Genomic DNA, 14,837 nt, shown 5'->3' with positions numbered 1-14,837 from the left:
GACAGTACGGAGGGCCCGGTACCGCGTGAGCGCGGTACCGGGCCCTCCGGCATGCGGACCTCGGATGAGTGCGGGCCCCGGATGAATCCGCCCCGGAAGACTGCGGCCTCAGATGATCGGCGGCTCGAAGTCCCAGTACGGACGGTTGCGGGAGCGGGCCGAGACGGTGTGGACGTGCTGTGCGCCGAGCGTCGCCGCCAGGTCGTCCAGGGCCTCCTGCTCGACCTTCTCGGCGCGCCGCCCGTGCCGCAGGGCGCGCAGATCCGCCGCGTACGCGATCCGGGCGGAGAGCGTCAGCGGATGGGTACGGCCGAGGACCTCGGTGGCGTGGGCGATGGTGTCGACGCCCAGCGCGGCGGCGCCCTCCGCGTCGCCCACGATATTGCGCAGCGCCGAGGCGTTGACGGCGCAGCCCAGCGTCCAGGGATGGGTCGCCCCCACGGCCCGCGTCATCTCTCTGAGGGAGGCCTCGATCAGGGCATGCGCCTGCTCGCGCTCCCCGACGCCCCGCAGGATCAGGGCATGGTTGGCGCGGGCACCGACGGCGTAGGGATGGGTCTCCCCCAGCATCATCAGATAGCCGCCGACGACCTGGTCACTTATGTCCCTGGCCTGGTCGATGTCCCCGTGCTCGCGGGCGAAGCAGGACTGGCCGGACGCGAACCTCATGGTGTCCGGGGCGTCTTCGCCGAGCACCCGCTCACTGCGCTCGAGCACCTGGGTGAGCAGCTCCCCGGCCGTGGAGCGGTCGCCGGAGCGGTACTGGCACAGCGCGAGGTTGTACTCGGCGCGCAGGGTCTGGGGATTGTCAACGCCCAGGACCGTCCGGTGCACGCGCGCGCTCTGCGTCTGGAGCGACTCGGCCTCGCTGTAGCGGCCGAGCAGCCGCAGGTCCGTGGCGTAGTTGATCTCCGAGTAGAGGGCCCAGGCATGGCGGGGGCGCAGCAGCTGGCGTCTCGCGTCGAGGGTACGCCGGTCCAGCTCCAGGGCGTCCGCGAAGCGTCCGAGCAGGCGCATCGAGACGGCGAGGTTGTTCTGCGCGTTGAGGGTGCGGAAGTCCTGGTCGCCGAGGAGTTCGCGGTAGGCGGCCAGGATCCAGTCGGAGACCTCGAACGCCTCGTCGTACCGGCCGAGGCCGCGCAGGTCGGCGGCGAGCCCGCCGGCGGCCCGCAGATGCTCCAGGTCCATCGGGCCCCGCTCCGCGCGCAGATGCTCGACGGCGGCCCGTTCGATGGCCTCGGTGCCGGCGTAGTCGCCGACCGCCCGCATCACATTGGCGTAGTGGAAGCTCAGGTCCCAGATCCTCGGGTGGGTGGCACCGAGCAGCCGCTGCCAGGTCTCCATGGCACGCCGGCCGAGGTTGATGCCCGCCCGGTACTCCCCGGAGAGATACATGTAGCGCAGGCAGTTGAGGACCAGGGTGTGCACCGCGGGGTCGGTGCTCTTCAGGACGTCGGCCCACTTCAGATGCGGGGTGATCTCCGCGTACCGGGGCCACAGCCGGGTGTCGGTCGGCCGGCCGGGGTCCGCCGCGGCGAGCGCCCTGCGCACCACCTCGATGAACTCCTCGTGGTCCTGCGCGGGCATGTCCTGGTGGACGATCTGGTGGACCATCCGGTGCATGTAGAGCGTGTCGCCCGCCATGCCGGTGGGACCGGCGTCGTTCACCAGGTCGTGGACCTCGCGCTCGCCGACTCCGGCGGCGCGCACGACCGCGTACTGCCGTAACTTGTTGATCGCCCGTGCCCACCGCACCGGGTCGTCGACCAGTCCGCGGAGCTTCTCAGGAAGCCCGTCCACCGGCAGGTCGCGCACCAGCCGTACGGGAATGGCGCCCGGCGCGAAGAAGGTGCACAGCCGGAGCAGGTCGACGGACTCGGGGACGGTTTCGCGGAGCTTGTTCAGGAGTATCGACCAGCCGGTCTGGAAGGCCAGCGGGAAGTCGGCGGAGACCTTGACCACGTCCTGGTCGATGCCGTCCTCGAGAAGCTCGATGTACTGGCCGACCGACATGTCGGAGTCGTTGAGCCAGCCCGCCGTCTGGTCCAGCAGCAGCGGCAGGTCCTCCAGCGCCACGGCGAGCTGGTCGGCCTCCGTCTGCGTCAGGCGCGGGGCGCGGCGGCGTACGAACGCCACCGACTCGTCCCGGTCGTAGACCGGCACCTCGACCAGGGTGCTGTTGTACTCGCCCCACTCCGGATTGCGCGCCGTGATCAGCACATGGCCGGGGCCGCTCGGCACCAGGTCCCAGATCTGCTCGGGTTCGTCCGCTCCGTCGAGGACGAGCAGCCAGCGCGCGTACGGGTCGCCGCGGCGCAGCGCGTCCCGTGCCGCGCGCAGCCGCTCGCCGTACTCCACACCGGTGGACAGGCCCAGCGCCGGGGCGAGTTCGGCGAGCTTCTGCCGGCAGGTGACCCGCTTGTCGGCGGAGACCCACCACACCACGTCGTACTCCGCGCCGAAGCGGTACACGTACTCCGCGGCCAGCTGGGTCTTGCCCACGCCCGACATGCCGTGCAGCGTCAGCACGCCCGCGCCGCGGCCGGCCTCCTGGAGCGCGTGGTACGCGTCGTTGAGCAGGGCCTCGCGGCCCGTGAAGCGCGTATTGCGCCGGGGAACGCCGCCCCACACATCGGGGGTCTCGGCCGGATAGCGGGGGCCGCGGCGCGGGTCGGCGGCCTCGGGCAGCGGATCGGCCGGCAGGCCGAGGCGGCCCAGGATGCGCCGCTCGGCCTCTTCCTCACCGACGGTGGTCAGGTCGGCCGCGGCGAAGACGGCGGTGGCGCTCGGCAGCGCGGAGGTGGTGACGGTGGCGGCGGCGAACCGGCCGGGGGCGGCGGCCACCACGGCGCGCAGCGCCTGGTTCCACTCGTCGTGGCTGCGGGGGCCGACCTGGAAGTACCAGTCGCTGAGGATGACGAGGACGGGGCCGGGGGCGAGCAGCAGATCCCGCAGCGCCTCCTCCAGCGGAGTCTCCACAGGCGGATCCCAGCGCTGGTAGACGACCACGTGTCCGCGCCGCTCCAGACGGTCCCCGATCCAGGCCGCCCAGGCACGGTTGAACCCGGCGAAACTGATGGTGACGGCCTGCGTCCCGGTCGCTCCAACTGACTTACGCGCTCCGGGCATTCGACCGTCTCCCTGCATAGTCATACGCCCTTTTAACATACCCCGGAGCCCCCGGAATCCATCCTGGAGCGCGCCGCCTCAGCTTCCGTTCCTTTGGCGCCAGATCACCCGCGCCGTACGGACATACGCAGTGGCTCGCGCGAGGTGGCCGGCCGGCGGCGGACGGTCCGCCAGCCGGTGGTACATCGCGATCATCTCGTTGACGAGAACGCGGCCCGCCGGGGTCAGCGCGCCGGAGCCGGCCAGCGCCGGCAGGACCGCGCCCACCTGTTCCTGGCAGCGGGCGTGCTCCGCCCAGGCCGGGTCGCGGTGCGAGACACGCTGCGCGCCGAGCGCGAAACGCTGCCAGTAGTCGGCGAGCCCCAGGTGCGCGTACGCCCCTTGGAGCAGCCCGTCGAACGGCCGGGGGTCGGGCCGCCAGGGTGCGAAGTAGCGGGCGGCCGTGCCCTCGTGGTGCAGCGGCGTGAGCGCGCTGAGCGCGGCGAGTTTGGTGTGCTGGAGTTCGTGCACGAGGGTCGCCGCGAAGTGCGCGGGAGTGGTCGGTCTGCTGCTGAGGACCGCGCCGAAGGCCTCCCGCCTGGTTCCGCTGCAATGCGCCGCGCTCCCGCCGTCGGGTCCGGATCCCGGCGGCGGGGCGAGCGGGACCAGACAGCGCAGCAGGGCCACCGCCTCGGCCGGCCGGTGTGCGCCGCCGACGCGCAGCTGGGATTCCAGGCCCGACCAGGACGCCGCCCACGCCGTGTGCTCGGTGTCGTCGAGGCTGGTGTCGGCGCGCGGCCCCTGCCGTTCCGGCCCGCTGCCGGCGGCGCGGTAGCGGTCGATGTCGTCCAGCGGTACGGGGGCCGCGCCGGCCCGTACGGCGGGCAGCGTGCGCACGGGCAGCCAGCGCGGGTCGCCGGAGCGGGCGCCGCCGTCCATCATCCGTACGACGACAGGCGTAGCACTTTTCTGACGTAGCGTCACACGGCCTTCGGCCAGGGCGATACCGACCGGGGCCGGCGGTCCCGGTCGGGTGCGGAGCGCGCCCAGGGTGGGCAGGGCGAGCAGCCCGCCGTGGGCGGTGAGACGCCCGGTGAAGGGCAGCCGGGCCCGGATCGCGGCCGCCGCGGCGAGGGCGCTGAAGTGGGCGAGGTCGGCGGCGAGTCCGGGGGTCGGCGCGCCGGCGGTGAGGCCGTGCAGGCAGCGCTGCGCCCAGGGACCGGCCAGCGGGTAGAGCAGGACGGTCCGCACGGCGTCGCGGTCGGCGCGTTCGGCGGCCTCCAGCAGGGCCCAGTCGCGGCGCAGCCGGTCGAGCGCGCCGGGCGGGCAGACCGACGCGGGTGCGGCGGCCGCCGCCTCCAGCAGGGCGCGCAGCAGGACGAGGCGGCGGGTGTGCTGGTCGCGTACGAGCAGTCCGAGGGCCTCGGCTCCGCCTTCCGTACGGCCGAGTTCACGCAGCAGCCGCTCGGGGACGGCGGGGCTCACCGTACGTCTCCCGCCGTGGTCGCTTCGGCCGTGGTTGCTTCGGCTCTGGTCGCTTCGGTGAGCCGGGCTGCCACATGGCGCACCAGGCGGTCGAGGTCCGCGCAGTAGACGGAGGGATTGGTGAAGCCGTGTCCCTCGCGGTAGCGGTGGGCGTAGTGGCCGCCGCCGCAGACGCCGAGCAGGGGGCAGGCACGGCACACGGCGGAGAGCGCCGCCGCGCCCGCCTGGCGGGCCGCGACACCGGGATGGCGCAGGGCGTCGTCGAAGGTGTGGTGGAAGATGTCGAGTCCGGTGGCGGCGGCCGTGTCGTAGGCGGACTTGAGGGAGTCGACCTGTTCGATGGCGCCGTCGGTCTCGATCACGATGGCGTTGAGGGGGTCGAGTCCGAGGGATTCGGTGGCGCCCGGCAGCCCCAGCAGCAGGGCGAGGCACTCCTCGAAGAGCCGGATCCGGGTCTCCCGGCGGCCGGCCCGCCACCAGCGGTCGAAGACGGTGCACAGCCAGTCGCCGTACGGGGTGGGGCGGTTGGCGCCCGGAATCTCACCGCCGGGGACGGCCGCCGGCAGCCCCGGTGGCGGGCGGCTCCAGTTCCCGTGCGGCAGCAGCAGATCGAGGGCGGGCGGGCGCAGCGCGAGCAGCGACTCGTACATCTCGACCGGATCGGTCCGTGGGTCGATGACGGTGAGGATGCCCGCGTACGCCTCGGGGTGGTGCGCGGCGAGCAGCCGGGCGCCACGTGAGGCGGCGGGCCAGGAGGGGCGTCCCGCGTGGTCGGTGCGCAGGGTGTTGTGGGCGGCCAGGCCGCCGTCGAGGCTGATGCCGACGCGGATGGAGTGCCGGGCGAGCGTGGCGATCCTGCCCTCGGTGAGCAGCGTGCCGTTGGTCTGCACGGTGGTGTGGACGGTGGTGGGGACGGCGCCGCCGGATCCCGTCCGCTCGCGTACGAGAGCGGCGAAGGCGGCCAGCCGGCCGGCGCCCGCGAGCAGCGGCTCGCCGCCGTGCAGCACGAGGGAGATCTCGCGCGGGGAGTGGGCCGCGGTGTGCTCGGCGATCCGGGTCGCGGCGCGGTCCAGGACGGCGGGCGAGGCGGCGGCGGGCCGGGTGCGCCAGGTCCGGTCGGGGCCTTCGTACAGATAGCAGTAGCGGCAGGCGAGGTTGCAGCGGCCGTGCACCTTGACGATGAACTGTCCGAAGGGGACGGGTATCCGGGCGGCGGAGGGCGTCCCTGGCGTCGCGTGCGCCGGGGCCCTCGCCGCCGGGATCCGCGGCGCCCCCGGCACGCGCGGCACCGCACGTCGAGACACTCCGGAACCCCCATGCTGTACGGCGTCCGGGGCAGCCGTGGCTGCCCGGCCGATGGCGTGTTTCCCTGGAAGGCCCGGGAGGCAAACACAGCGGGAGTCAGGTTGTCCTGTTCAACCGCGTCCCGGACCGAAACTGTGTGCGAAACGCCGCTCAGAACGCGCTGGTGAACCCCCACAGCATTTCCCTCGGCTGCTCGGCCCTGGCCCGCAGATCCGCCACCACCTCGGTCAGCACCGGATGGTCCAGGGTCCGCAGCGCCTCCAGGTCCAGGTCCAGCAGATCGGGCAGTCCGCCCGTGTCGACGATCCCGCCGGGACCGTCGGGCGCGCCCGCTTCCCCGTTCTGTGTCATGTCGCTCATCACGTCTCCCCGTGGTCGTCGTGCCGGTTCCGTGCACCCGTCGGCGCACCGCCGAACGCGCACCGTCGAACGTTCGTCATGGAACGCGCACCGCCGAACGCGCACCGCCGGACGCTCAGCGCTCCAGCTCGGCCAGCCGGTCCGTGGTCGCGCGGGCCGCCTCGCCGCCGCCGTCCGGCAGCTTGCGCCATTCCGTACGGGCCGTCCGGTACGCCTCACGCGCGGCCCGGGGCCGTCCCGCCTCCTCATAGGTCATACCCCGCCAGTGGCTGGCCGCAGCACACAACTCGGCTGCTTGCAGCCGCTGTTGTGGATTGTCCAGCTCCGCTTCCGCGGTCCTGGCCGCGTCCGCCGCGTCCCGGAACGCCTCGGCCGCCTCGTCGAGACGGGCGGGCCGGTTCAGACTGCGGTACGCGTCGAGATGAGAGCGCCCCAGCTCCAGCCAGCAGCGGGCCGCCGTCAGCGGATCACGCGCCTCCTGGGCCGCGAGCCCGAAGAGATGCTCGGCCTCCCGCAGATCCACCCGGTCGTCATTGAGCCGGTGCCGCAGCATCAGGGCCTGCCCCAGCATCAGCAGCCGGTCCGCCTGGCGCGCGGTGGACACCGGCGTCTCCGTACGGCAGTCGCGCAGCACCCGCACCGCCGCGCCGATATGCGCGCTGCCGTCCGGCAGTTCGGCACGCCGCAGCAGGGCCCTGCCCCATTCGGCGAGCAGATCCGCGTGGGCCCGGGAGTCGCGCGGGACACCGCGGGCCGCACGGCTGAAGCACTCGGCGGCCTCCTGGAGATCCGTCGGGTCGCCGGAGCGCTCGTACCGGGCGACCCGCACCCGGCCGGCCCGGATCCTGAGCGAGGCGAGCAGCCGCTCGTCGCGTACCGTCGCCAGCGCCTGGTCGACCAGGGTCGCCGCCTCGTCGAGGCCGTCGCCCGATCCCAGCAGGGCGTCCACCAGATCGAGCAGGATCCGGCCCTGGGTACCCACGGTGTGCTGGGCGCCGCCCGGCGCGAGCGCCACGCGCAGTGAGCGCGCCGCCTGTGCCGCGTACACCTGCGCCTGTTCGGTGTCACTGGTCGCCCCGGACAGCCGCAGCAGGGTGCGTCCATGGGCCAGGGGCAGCCCGGCCGGCCGGTTCTCCTGATCGGGCCAGACGTCGGCGAACGCCTCCAGCATGCCGATGGCACCCTGGAGCAGCGCGCTGTCGCCGCCCAGCCGCCACTGCGCCTCCAGGGCGCGCACCCGCTCCAGCGTGAGCCGCAGCGCCTCGCCGGGCTCCAGGCCGGGCGCCGCGCAGGCGACGGTGTACTCGCGGTCGGCGCGGCGCAGCAGATCCAGCGCGCCCCTGCGGTCGCCGCGCCGGCGCCGGTCGTCGGCCGCGGCGTGCAGCACCTTGGCCAGCACGGCCCGTTCCCGTACGGCCCGGGGGTGCGCGGCGGCCCGCTCGGCGGCCCGTTCGGCGTCGCGCAGCAGGCCGCCGCCGCCCTGGACCTCCCACAGCCGCAGCAGACAGCGGGCGAACTCGGCCCACAGTTCCGGATCGGAGCCGCCGCCCGGTTCCTCGCGCTCGGTGGCGCCCCGCAGGAGCTGTACGGCGTCGATCAGGTACTGCACCATGCTGTCCGACTCGAACTGGCGGAGCAGTCCGCGGGCGCTCTCCACCGCGGCGTTCGTGGTCGGGTCGGGGTCGTGACGGCCGGCGCGGTCCCGGTGCGGTGCGAACTCCTCCGGCAGCGGCATGAACCGCTCCAGCACCCGGGCCGCGACCTCGGCGAAGGGATGCGGGACGCGCGGGCCGCCGTTGCCGGGCTCGCCGTTCTCCCCGAGATCACCGTTCTCGCCGTTCTCGCCGCTGAACTCGCCGTCCTCGTCCAGGCCGCCGGGCGGGTGGAACGGGCGGTACCCGCCGTCGCCCAGCTGGGCGAGGGCCAGGGCGGGGAAGTTCGGTCCGCCCCTGCCGAAACGCTGCTCTATGTACTCGGAACAGTGTTTGAGGACAAGCAGGGCCTCGTCCCGTCCCAGCGGTCCGAGCAGCGCCTCCTGGACGCCGGGCGCGAACTCGTACCACGGCTCGTCGTCCGTGCCATGTCCCTTGCCACGGGTCAGCAGCCCGCTGAGCAGCACTTCGGCGAGTTCGGAGGGCCCCGAGTCGGGCAGCATCGTCCGCTGCACCAGCTGCATCACCGGCAGATACAGCGGGGCGGCGGCGAGATAGACGGCCAGCTGCCCGGCGACCGGGGAGGCCGCCGAGCGGAACCGGCTGACCAGCTGGAGCGAGGACATCCCGGCGCCGGGGCGCGGCGCGGGCGCCGCGGGATGGTCGGAGCGCACCCAGCCGACGGCTCCGGAGATCTGTCCCGCGCCGGTGCCGGACAGCAGCCGGGCCCAGGCACCGAGCGCGCCGGCGACCGGGGGCAGTACGGGGATCGCGAGGGCTCCCTGCCGCGCGGCCGGCGCCGCGGCGGCCTCGCCAGCGACCTTCAGCACCGCGGCCCCGGCCGGCCCTTCGCCCCGGGACAGCACGCCGTAGCTGACGCGCAGCCGGGTGCGGTTCCACATGCGCTGCGGCAGGGGCTGCAGTACGGCGGTGGGGGCCTGGCGGCCGAGCTGGTGCAGCAGCCGCTGGGCCCGCCCGCTGTGCCACAGCGGTCCCGCGCAGTCGCTGACGACGACGGTGACCCGGCGTCCGGTCGGATCGCTGAGCCGGTCGGCGGAGCTCAGCGGCGCGGCGGCCGGGTCGGGGCTCCTGCTGACGGCGGGCGCCCCGTCGGGGCCCTGGTGCAGATAGCGCACCTGTACGTCCCTGAAGGCCCCCAACTGCCCGAAGATCTGCTGGAGTTCGGCGAAGAGCCGCTCCCACACCCGCATCGACGACGAGGCGTCCATGACGAACTGAAGGAGCGCGTCCGCCCGTGACACCCCACGGAACACCGGCATGATCAGTCCGCCGGCGCGGGCGCTCAGCTCCGCGGTCGCCCCTTCGTCCAGCGTGCGGCGCAGCGGCGGGAGAGCGGGCCGGTAGCGCTGGAGCGGACGCAGCGCGCGCTGGAGTTCGAGCGGGGCGGGGAGCGCGGGAGCGGCGGGCACCCCGAGGGTGAGCGTGGTGGAGCGGCCGTCGAACCGCTCCCGCGCCGCGTTGTGACGCGGCACGGGATAGAGCGCGATCCGGCGGTCGTCGTCCCGGGGGTCCGGCTGCTGCGCTGGCTCGTCCACCGGCTCGGTCTCCTGCGTGCGGTCGGGGCCGGCCGCCGATGCGAGGGCCGACGGGCCGGGGCCCTCGAGATGCGTGTCAGTACGGCGTGCCGCTCCAGTGTCCTCGCCGGGCGGCTGCTCCGCCTGCCCGCGACCGGTCCATTGGGCCAGCCAGAGGGCATCGCAGAGCCGTTCGACGTCGGGGTCGAGTCCGGCTTGGCGCAGCCGGGCCACGAGCGCCGTCAGCAGAGCACCGTCGTACGGTATCCGCCCGGCCCCACTCCCGTCCGCATCAGCCGCGCCGTCCGCCCGGCCGTCCGGCGTACGGTCCGCCGGGTCGTACCCGCGTCCCGGCTCCGGCTCGTCGTCCGGTCCGTGCCGTGACGTGACGCCGGGCATCAGCGCATCACCTCGGCCGGTCGAGTCGCTGGATGAGCAGGTCGGCCAGCCGGTCACGGCCGGCGGGGGCGGCGGCGTCGGTCAGGTATATCGCGTTCAACAGCTGGTCGGTGGAGATGAGTTCGCTGCGCGAACGCTCCAGGAAGTGGGCGATGAGATCGTCTCCGGCGCGCGCGGCCTCGTCGCCGAGGTGGGCGCGTACGAAGGTCGCGAGCCGCTGGTGATCGGGGCGGCCCAGCTCCAGATGGATACAGCGGCGCATCAGGGGCGCGGGGAAGTCGCGCTCCCCGTTGCTGGTGAGGACGACGAACGGGAAGGCCCTGCACTGCACCCGGCCGCCCCTGACCTTCACCTTCCTCCCGTCGTCGGTGAGGACCTCGGCCTCGCCGTCGGGCAGCCGGTCGGCGATCCGCTCCAGCTCGGGAATGCCGAACTCGCCTTCCTCCAGCACATTGAGGAGGTCGTTCGGCAGGTCGATGTCGCTCTTGTCCAGCTCGTCGATCAGCAGGACGCGGGGCTGTTCCGAGGGCAGCAGGGCGGTGCCCAGCGGGCCCAGCCGGATATAGCCGCCGATGTCCGCGGAGGGATCCTGGCCGTCCGCGGCGCCCGCGCCGGCCGCCGCGCTGTGCGCGGCGATCTGTACATCCTGCAACCGGGCGATGGCGTCGTAGTGGTACAGACCGTCGAGGAGAGTGGACCGGCTGACGATGGGCCAGCGCAGGACCCGGCCGAGTCCCAGTTCGTGCGCGACGGAGTGCGCCAGGGTGCTTTTGCCCGCGCCGGGGCTTCCGGTGACCAGCAGCGGGCGCCTCAAGTAGAGCGCGGCGTTGATCATTTCCAGCTCCTCGGCGCCCGGCCGGTGCAGCTCGGCCTCGTGCCGGTAGCCGCCGAGCCGCCGGTCGGCCGAGCCGTCGCCGCTCTCGTCATCGGGAGAGCCGCCGTCGGGGCCCGCGAAGTCCCGCCAGGGCGGCGGCGGAGGCAACTGGCTGATGCCCGCGTGCGGTTCGCCGGCCCCGCGGTAGATGAGCCACTCGCTGGGTTCACTCATAGCGTGTTCCTCGTCGTCACTCGTCCGCCAGGGGCTGCGACCGCCGAACGTGCCTCACGGTAGCGATCGTCCGCGGGCCCCGTAAGAGGTCCGCGGACAGGCCGGTTCACGGCGCCTCCAGCAACTGGCCGGAACCGGGAAGCGGATGGTGCGGATCGTCGTAGAACAGCGCGACGCCGTCCGACCAGTACGTCTCCGTACGGCCCGCGCGCACGCCCTGTCGCAGCTCGTGGATCATCCGCGGCAGCTGATCGGCCGTCCCGGCCTCGGCGACGGTGTCCGCGGCGTTGCGGTGGAAGTCCGCGCAGACCACGTCCGGCCGGTCCTTGCCCCGCCGCAGCAGGGCGATGTGGAAGCCGCCGCGCATCATCCGGGCCAGCCCGGCGGCGGTCTCCGCGTCGGGCCGGTCGGCGAAACGGCAGAGCACGGGCACGGTTTCGTACGCCAGGGAGCGCAGGTCTTCCTCCGTCGGTACGGGTACCCGCAATCCGTCCTCGCAGTCGATGATCTCGGCGCGCATGGCGGCGCTCCACGCGCGGCTCCAGCGCGCCCTGCGCTCCCGCGCCTCGTCCTCCGACAGCGGTGGCTCATGGTCCGAGCAGCGGACGACCACCGGACGGGCGACCCCGAGCGGCGGCTCGTCGGCCGACAGCTGCCAGGTGTCGACGTCCATGCCGAGCAGGGCCTGGACGACGGCGACCTGGAGCACGGCGGGGCTGTCCGGCTCGTCGCACCGCCGGAACGCCTCGGTCAGCGAGGCGGTGAGCCGGTCCTGAAGGGCATGGCCCGGGGTGCCCCGGCTGTCCTCGGCGACGGGCTGCACCTCTCCGGTGTGCCGGGCGACCCCGACCCGCCAGTCGTAGCTGTCCCGTTCCCAGCCGCGCGGCTCCAGCTCCAGCAGTACGAAGGGGCGCTCGCCGTCCCGGGGCCGCTCGCCGTACGCCGGGGACGCGCGCCGCTCCTCACGGTCCGTGCGATGGCGGCCGGCCGACCAGAGCCGGGTGATCTCGTTACGGAACTCCCGCGAGAGCCGCTCGTCGGCGATCCACTTCACCCATTTCCACAGCCTCTCCTCGGACGCCGCGGTGGACTGGGTGACATAGGGGCGCTCGGCGGCGATGACACTCATGCAGTAGCGCAGGACCAGTTCGAGCGCGGCCTCGCCGCCCCGCGTCTCGTACAGCGCGCCGAGCCCGTCGCGCCAGCTGCGCGGCGCCGGATAGCGGTCGACGGAGTGGACGCCCGGCAGCCGGACGAGCAGGTCGAGCAGGCTGTGGGTGCTGACGGGGGGCGGCAGCTCGGCGAGGGCGCCGAGGAGGACGACGCGCTGCTGGGGGCTGAGGGCGCGGTCGGCTCCCGCGCCGAGTCCGCTCTGCACATCGGTCCAGGTCCAGCCGGTGCCCACCCGGTTGGTGTGCCGGTCGGCGTGGTAGCGGTCGTGGGCGTGGAACACCCCCTGGTAGTCGTCGTCGGACTCCGCGCCGGCCATCGCTGCGGGCACCGGCAGGGAGCGCAGCCGCTCGACGCCGATGGATGTCCCGCCCATGCCGCCGACGAGCTGCGACTTGAGCACCCCGACCACCTCACCGCGGGTCAGGTCGACGGTGGGCCCGCCGGACACGCCCGGCGGCAGCACGTCCCCGCCGAGCCGCATTTGCTCGTCGGGGTCGGCCCATCCGCCGACCGTGCCCTGCACGGCGCACTGTCCGCTGAGCCGCTTCAGCCGCCCGCCCACTTCGGTCCAGCCGGAGTAGAGCACCTGGCCGCCGCCGAAGAAGGCCGCGGGGCGCTCGGTGACGTACACACAGGCGTGGTCGACGGGCCGGCCGAGCCGGATGAGCGCGAGGTCCGGGGCCGGCCAGCCCCCGGCCGTAGCGAACGAGCGTGCGGCGTCGGGGCCGCGAGACGGCTCGGGAAGCGCCGCGACCACGGTGCCCGCCACCGAGGTCTCGCCGCTGCCGGGGCCGGTTTCGAAGATCACTGTCACGTCCCGCCCCTCCCCCTGCATCGCCACGTGCGCACACGTAAGAATCCAGCTCGGGGCGATGAAGAAGCCGCTCCCGAGGAAGCCGCCACCCGGTCCCCCGGGAGCATGCCCGGCCGCGGGGCCATGGATGCGCACGGTGGCCGCCATGACGAGGTCCACGAGCGCACGCCGGGTGTCGTCCGAGGCGCCCCGTGCGCCCCGGCCGCCCCCGTCGATCATGGTGTGCTCCCGGCGGGCGGTGTGGGCCCGTCCGGATGCGCCGGTGCGCCGGGGGATGCTCCGGCGGCGGGGGACTGCGGTGCGCCCCCGGGCGGGGGCGGAGGCGTGGCGGCGGGCGGCGGGACCGGGGCGGCGGCCTGCGGGGGCACCAGCGGCGACGACAGGTCGGTGGGCGGACCGCCGTCGTTCCAGGTGAGGGTGACCTTGATCGCCCCCTTGGCCTCGCCACCCCCGAGCAGTCCGACAACCTTGCCCGACTTGGCCGTCAGTTCGATTCCGAACTCGATACTGACCTCGTCGGGCCGCACCGCGCGCAGCGGTCCGACGAGCGACCGCGCGACGCTGGTCACCACGCCGTGCAGGCTCTCGACCCTCGCCTGCACCTGGTCGCCGAAGCCGGTGTCGGAGAACGTCAGGCCACCGGAGGGGCGCTCCAGTTCTTCGGCGCCGGAGATCCGGGCCCATACGGGCGTACCGTCCGGCATCTCAATGCGCGTAATACGGGCCTCACCGTCCACCGTGACATCCCCCGTTCCCCCAATTCCCCGCAGGCTAGCGGCAGTACGGCGGCGAAGCGAGGTACATGGAGCAGGACGGCGATTCGCGCCCGGCCGGTTCTCGGCGTTCCCACGGTCCGTACTCCTGGCCGCCGCACCGCCCCCACCAGGCATTAGGCTGATTCCATGTACTTCACGGACCGTGGGATCGAGGAACTGGAGAAGCGGCGCGGCGAGGAGGAGGTCACTTTCGAGTGGCTGGCCGAACAGCTGCGTACGTTCGTCGACCTCAATCCCGATTTCGAGGTCCCGGTCGAGCGCCTCGCCACCTATCTGGCGCGGCTGGACGACGAGGACGATGACGAGTAGGACGAGTAGGACGAGTAGGCGGGCCGTCTCCGGCGGAGGTTCTGAATGGGGGACGTGCCGGGTTCAGTCCTGGGCGCGCAGCCGGTCGTACGCGAGTCCCAGCGCGCCGTGCGCGATCAGCAGCGCGCCGGCGAAGGCCCAGCCACCGCTGCGGCGGCGGGCTGCCCAGAGGGCCAGTGAGACGCCGGCCGCGAGCTGCGCGGCACCGAGCGCCCTGGCGCGGGGGCCGCAGAGCCACGGGCCGAGCGGACTGCCCTCCACCACGTCCGGTTCGGTCCGTACGGCATCGCGCCGGCCGGCCCCCTCGATCTGCTCGGCGCCCGGCCGGATCCGCGCCACCTCGCGCAACCGGTCCGCCGGTTCGCCCGGGGCGAGGCCGGCCGGAAGCCTGAGGCCGGTACGGGTGAGGAACTCGGCCAGCGCGAGCAGCCGGCCCCGGGCATCGGCCTCCGGAGCCTGACGGGTCATCGGCTCCAGCGCCTGGACGTCCAGTACGGGGTCGAGGCCGAGGCGGGCCGCGAACGTACGCATCGCCTCGTCCTCGCCGGCCGGCGTACCGTCCGCCAGCCAGATGTAGCCGACGGGGCTGCGGAAACCGGCCGCCAGGGTGTACCCGGCCCGGTCCGTGTCCCACCACAGGGCGAGGACCGGCCAGTCGGCGCCGACGGCGAGCGCCGTGGCCCAGCCCGCGACCACCCGGTCGACCGGGTGGTCGCCGTCCAGCCAGCGCTTCCCCTCCGGGACCAGCACGCTCCAGTTCCGGCCGGCCGGGGCGAGCAGCAGCCGTTCGCGGAGCAGCTGGGCGGCGGGCCGTACCGCCGCCGGCTCGGCCCGGCACAGCAGCAGCGCCCCTGCGGATGTCGCGTTCATGGC

10 protein-coding genes are annotated in these 14,837 nt (G+C 73.8%); 1 reads left to right on the top strand and 9 read right to left on the bottom strand.

Translation table 11 applies throughout. The features are described 5' to 3' along the window. Positions 1-108: 108 nt before the first annotated feature. The 8 genes from fxsT to ACFVWW_RS14140 form a co-directional block, all read right to left on the bottom strand. On the bottom strand, positions 109-3,129 hold the full coding sequence (gene fxsT / locus ACFVWW_RS14175) for an FxSxx-COOH system tetratricopeptide repeat protein (RefSeq protein ID WP_386878341.1): 3,021 nt from the start codon (positions 3,127-3,129) through the stop codon (positions 109-111). Between the two features lie 78 nt (positions 3,130-3,207). After that, complete coding sequence (locus ACFVWW_RS14170; RefSeq protein ID WP_386878342.1) at positions 3,208-4,593, bottom strand: aKG-HExxH-type peptide beta-hydroxylase; 1,386 nt, start codon at positions 4,591-4,593, stop codon at positions 3,208-3,210. Further along, the gene (locus ACFVWW_RS14165) at positions 4,590-5,798 is read right to left on the bottom strand and encodes an FxsB family cyclophane-forming radical SAM/SPASM peptide maturase (protein WP_386878490.1); all 1,209 of its coding nucleotides are present in this window, start codon (positions 5,796-5,798) and stop codon (positions 4,590-4,592) included. Before ACFVWW_RS14165 ends, ACFVWW_RS14170 begins: the two co-directional genes overlap by 4 nt. A 250-nt stretch (positions 5,799-6,048) precedes the next feature. After that, positions 6,049-6,258 (bottom strand): FxSxx-COOH cyclophane-containing RiPP peptide, encoded by a 210-nt coding sequence (fxsA, locus tag ACFVWW_RS14160; RefSeq protein ID WP_384336811.1) that lies wholly within the window; start codon positions 6,256-6,258, stop codon positions 6,049-6,051. A 115-nt stretch (positions 6,259-6,373) separates the two neighbouring features. Continuing rightward, positions 6,374-9,844 carry an SAV_2336 N-terminal domain-related protein gene (locus ACFVWW_RS14155; RefSeq protein ID WP_386878343.1) on the bottom strand — a complete coding sequence of 1,157 codons (3,471 nt, stop codon included), beginning with the start codon at positions 9,842-9,844 and terminating at the stop codon, positions 6,374-6,376. 7 nt (positions 9,845-9,851) lie between these two features. Next, positions 9,852-10,892 carry an AAA family ATPase gene (locus ACFVWW_RS14150; RefSeq protein ID WP_384336815.1) on the bottom strand — a complete coding sequence of 347 codons (1,041 nt, stop codon included), beginning with the start codon at positions 10,890-10,892 and terminating at the stop codon, positions 9,852-9,854. A gap of 106 nt (positions 10,893-10,998) precedes the next feature. After that, positions 10,999-13,098: a trypsin-like peptidase domain-containing protein gene (locus ACFVWW_RS14145; RefSeq protein ID WP_386878344.1), complete on the bottom strand. Its 2,100-nt coding sequence runs from the start codon at positions 13,096-13,098 to the stop codon at positions 10,999-11,001. Further along, positions 13,095-13,583, bottom strand: a complete 489-nt coding sequence (locus tag ACFVWW_RS14140) for a CU044_2847 family protein (RefSeq protein WP_384184196.1) — start codon at positions 13,581-13,583, stop codon at positions 13,095-13,097. The genes ACFVWW_RS14145 and ACFVWW_RS14140 overlap by 4 nt, the downstream gene beginning before the upstream one ends. Before the next feature lie 198 nt (positions 13,584-13,781). Between ACFVWW_RS14140 and ACFVWW_RS14135 the strand changes: the two genes are divergently transcribed. Next, positions 13,782-13,964: a DUF6104 family protein gene (locus tag ACFVWW_RS14135; RefSeq protein WP_384184194.1), complete on the top strand. Its 183-nt coding sequence runs from the start codon at positions 13,782-13,784 to the stop codon at positions 13,962-13,964. 63 nt (positions 13,965-14,027) lie between these two features. On the opposite strand, the gene ACFVWW_RS14130 is transcribed toward ACFVWW_RS14135, so the two are convergent. Further along, positions 14,028-14,834 carry a hypothetical protein gene (locus tag ACFVWW_RS14130; RefSeq protein ID WP_386878345.1) on the bottom strand — a complete coding sequence of 269 codons (807 nt, stop codon included), beginning with the start codon at positions 14,832-14,834 and terminating at the stop codon, positions 14,028-14,030. Between the last annotated feature and the right edge of the window lie 3 nt (positions 14,835-14,837).

This window comes from Streptomyces sp. NPDC058198, assembly GCF_042882605.1.
Taxonomy (GTDB): Bacteria; Actinomycetota; Actinomycetes; order Streptomycetales; family Streptomycetaceae; genus Streptomyces.
This window is presented reverse-complemented; position numbering and strand designations above follow the sequence as displayed.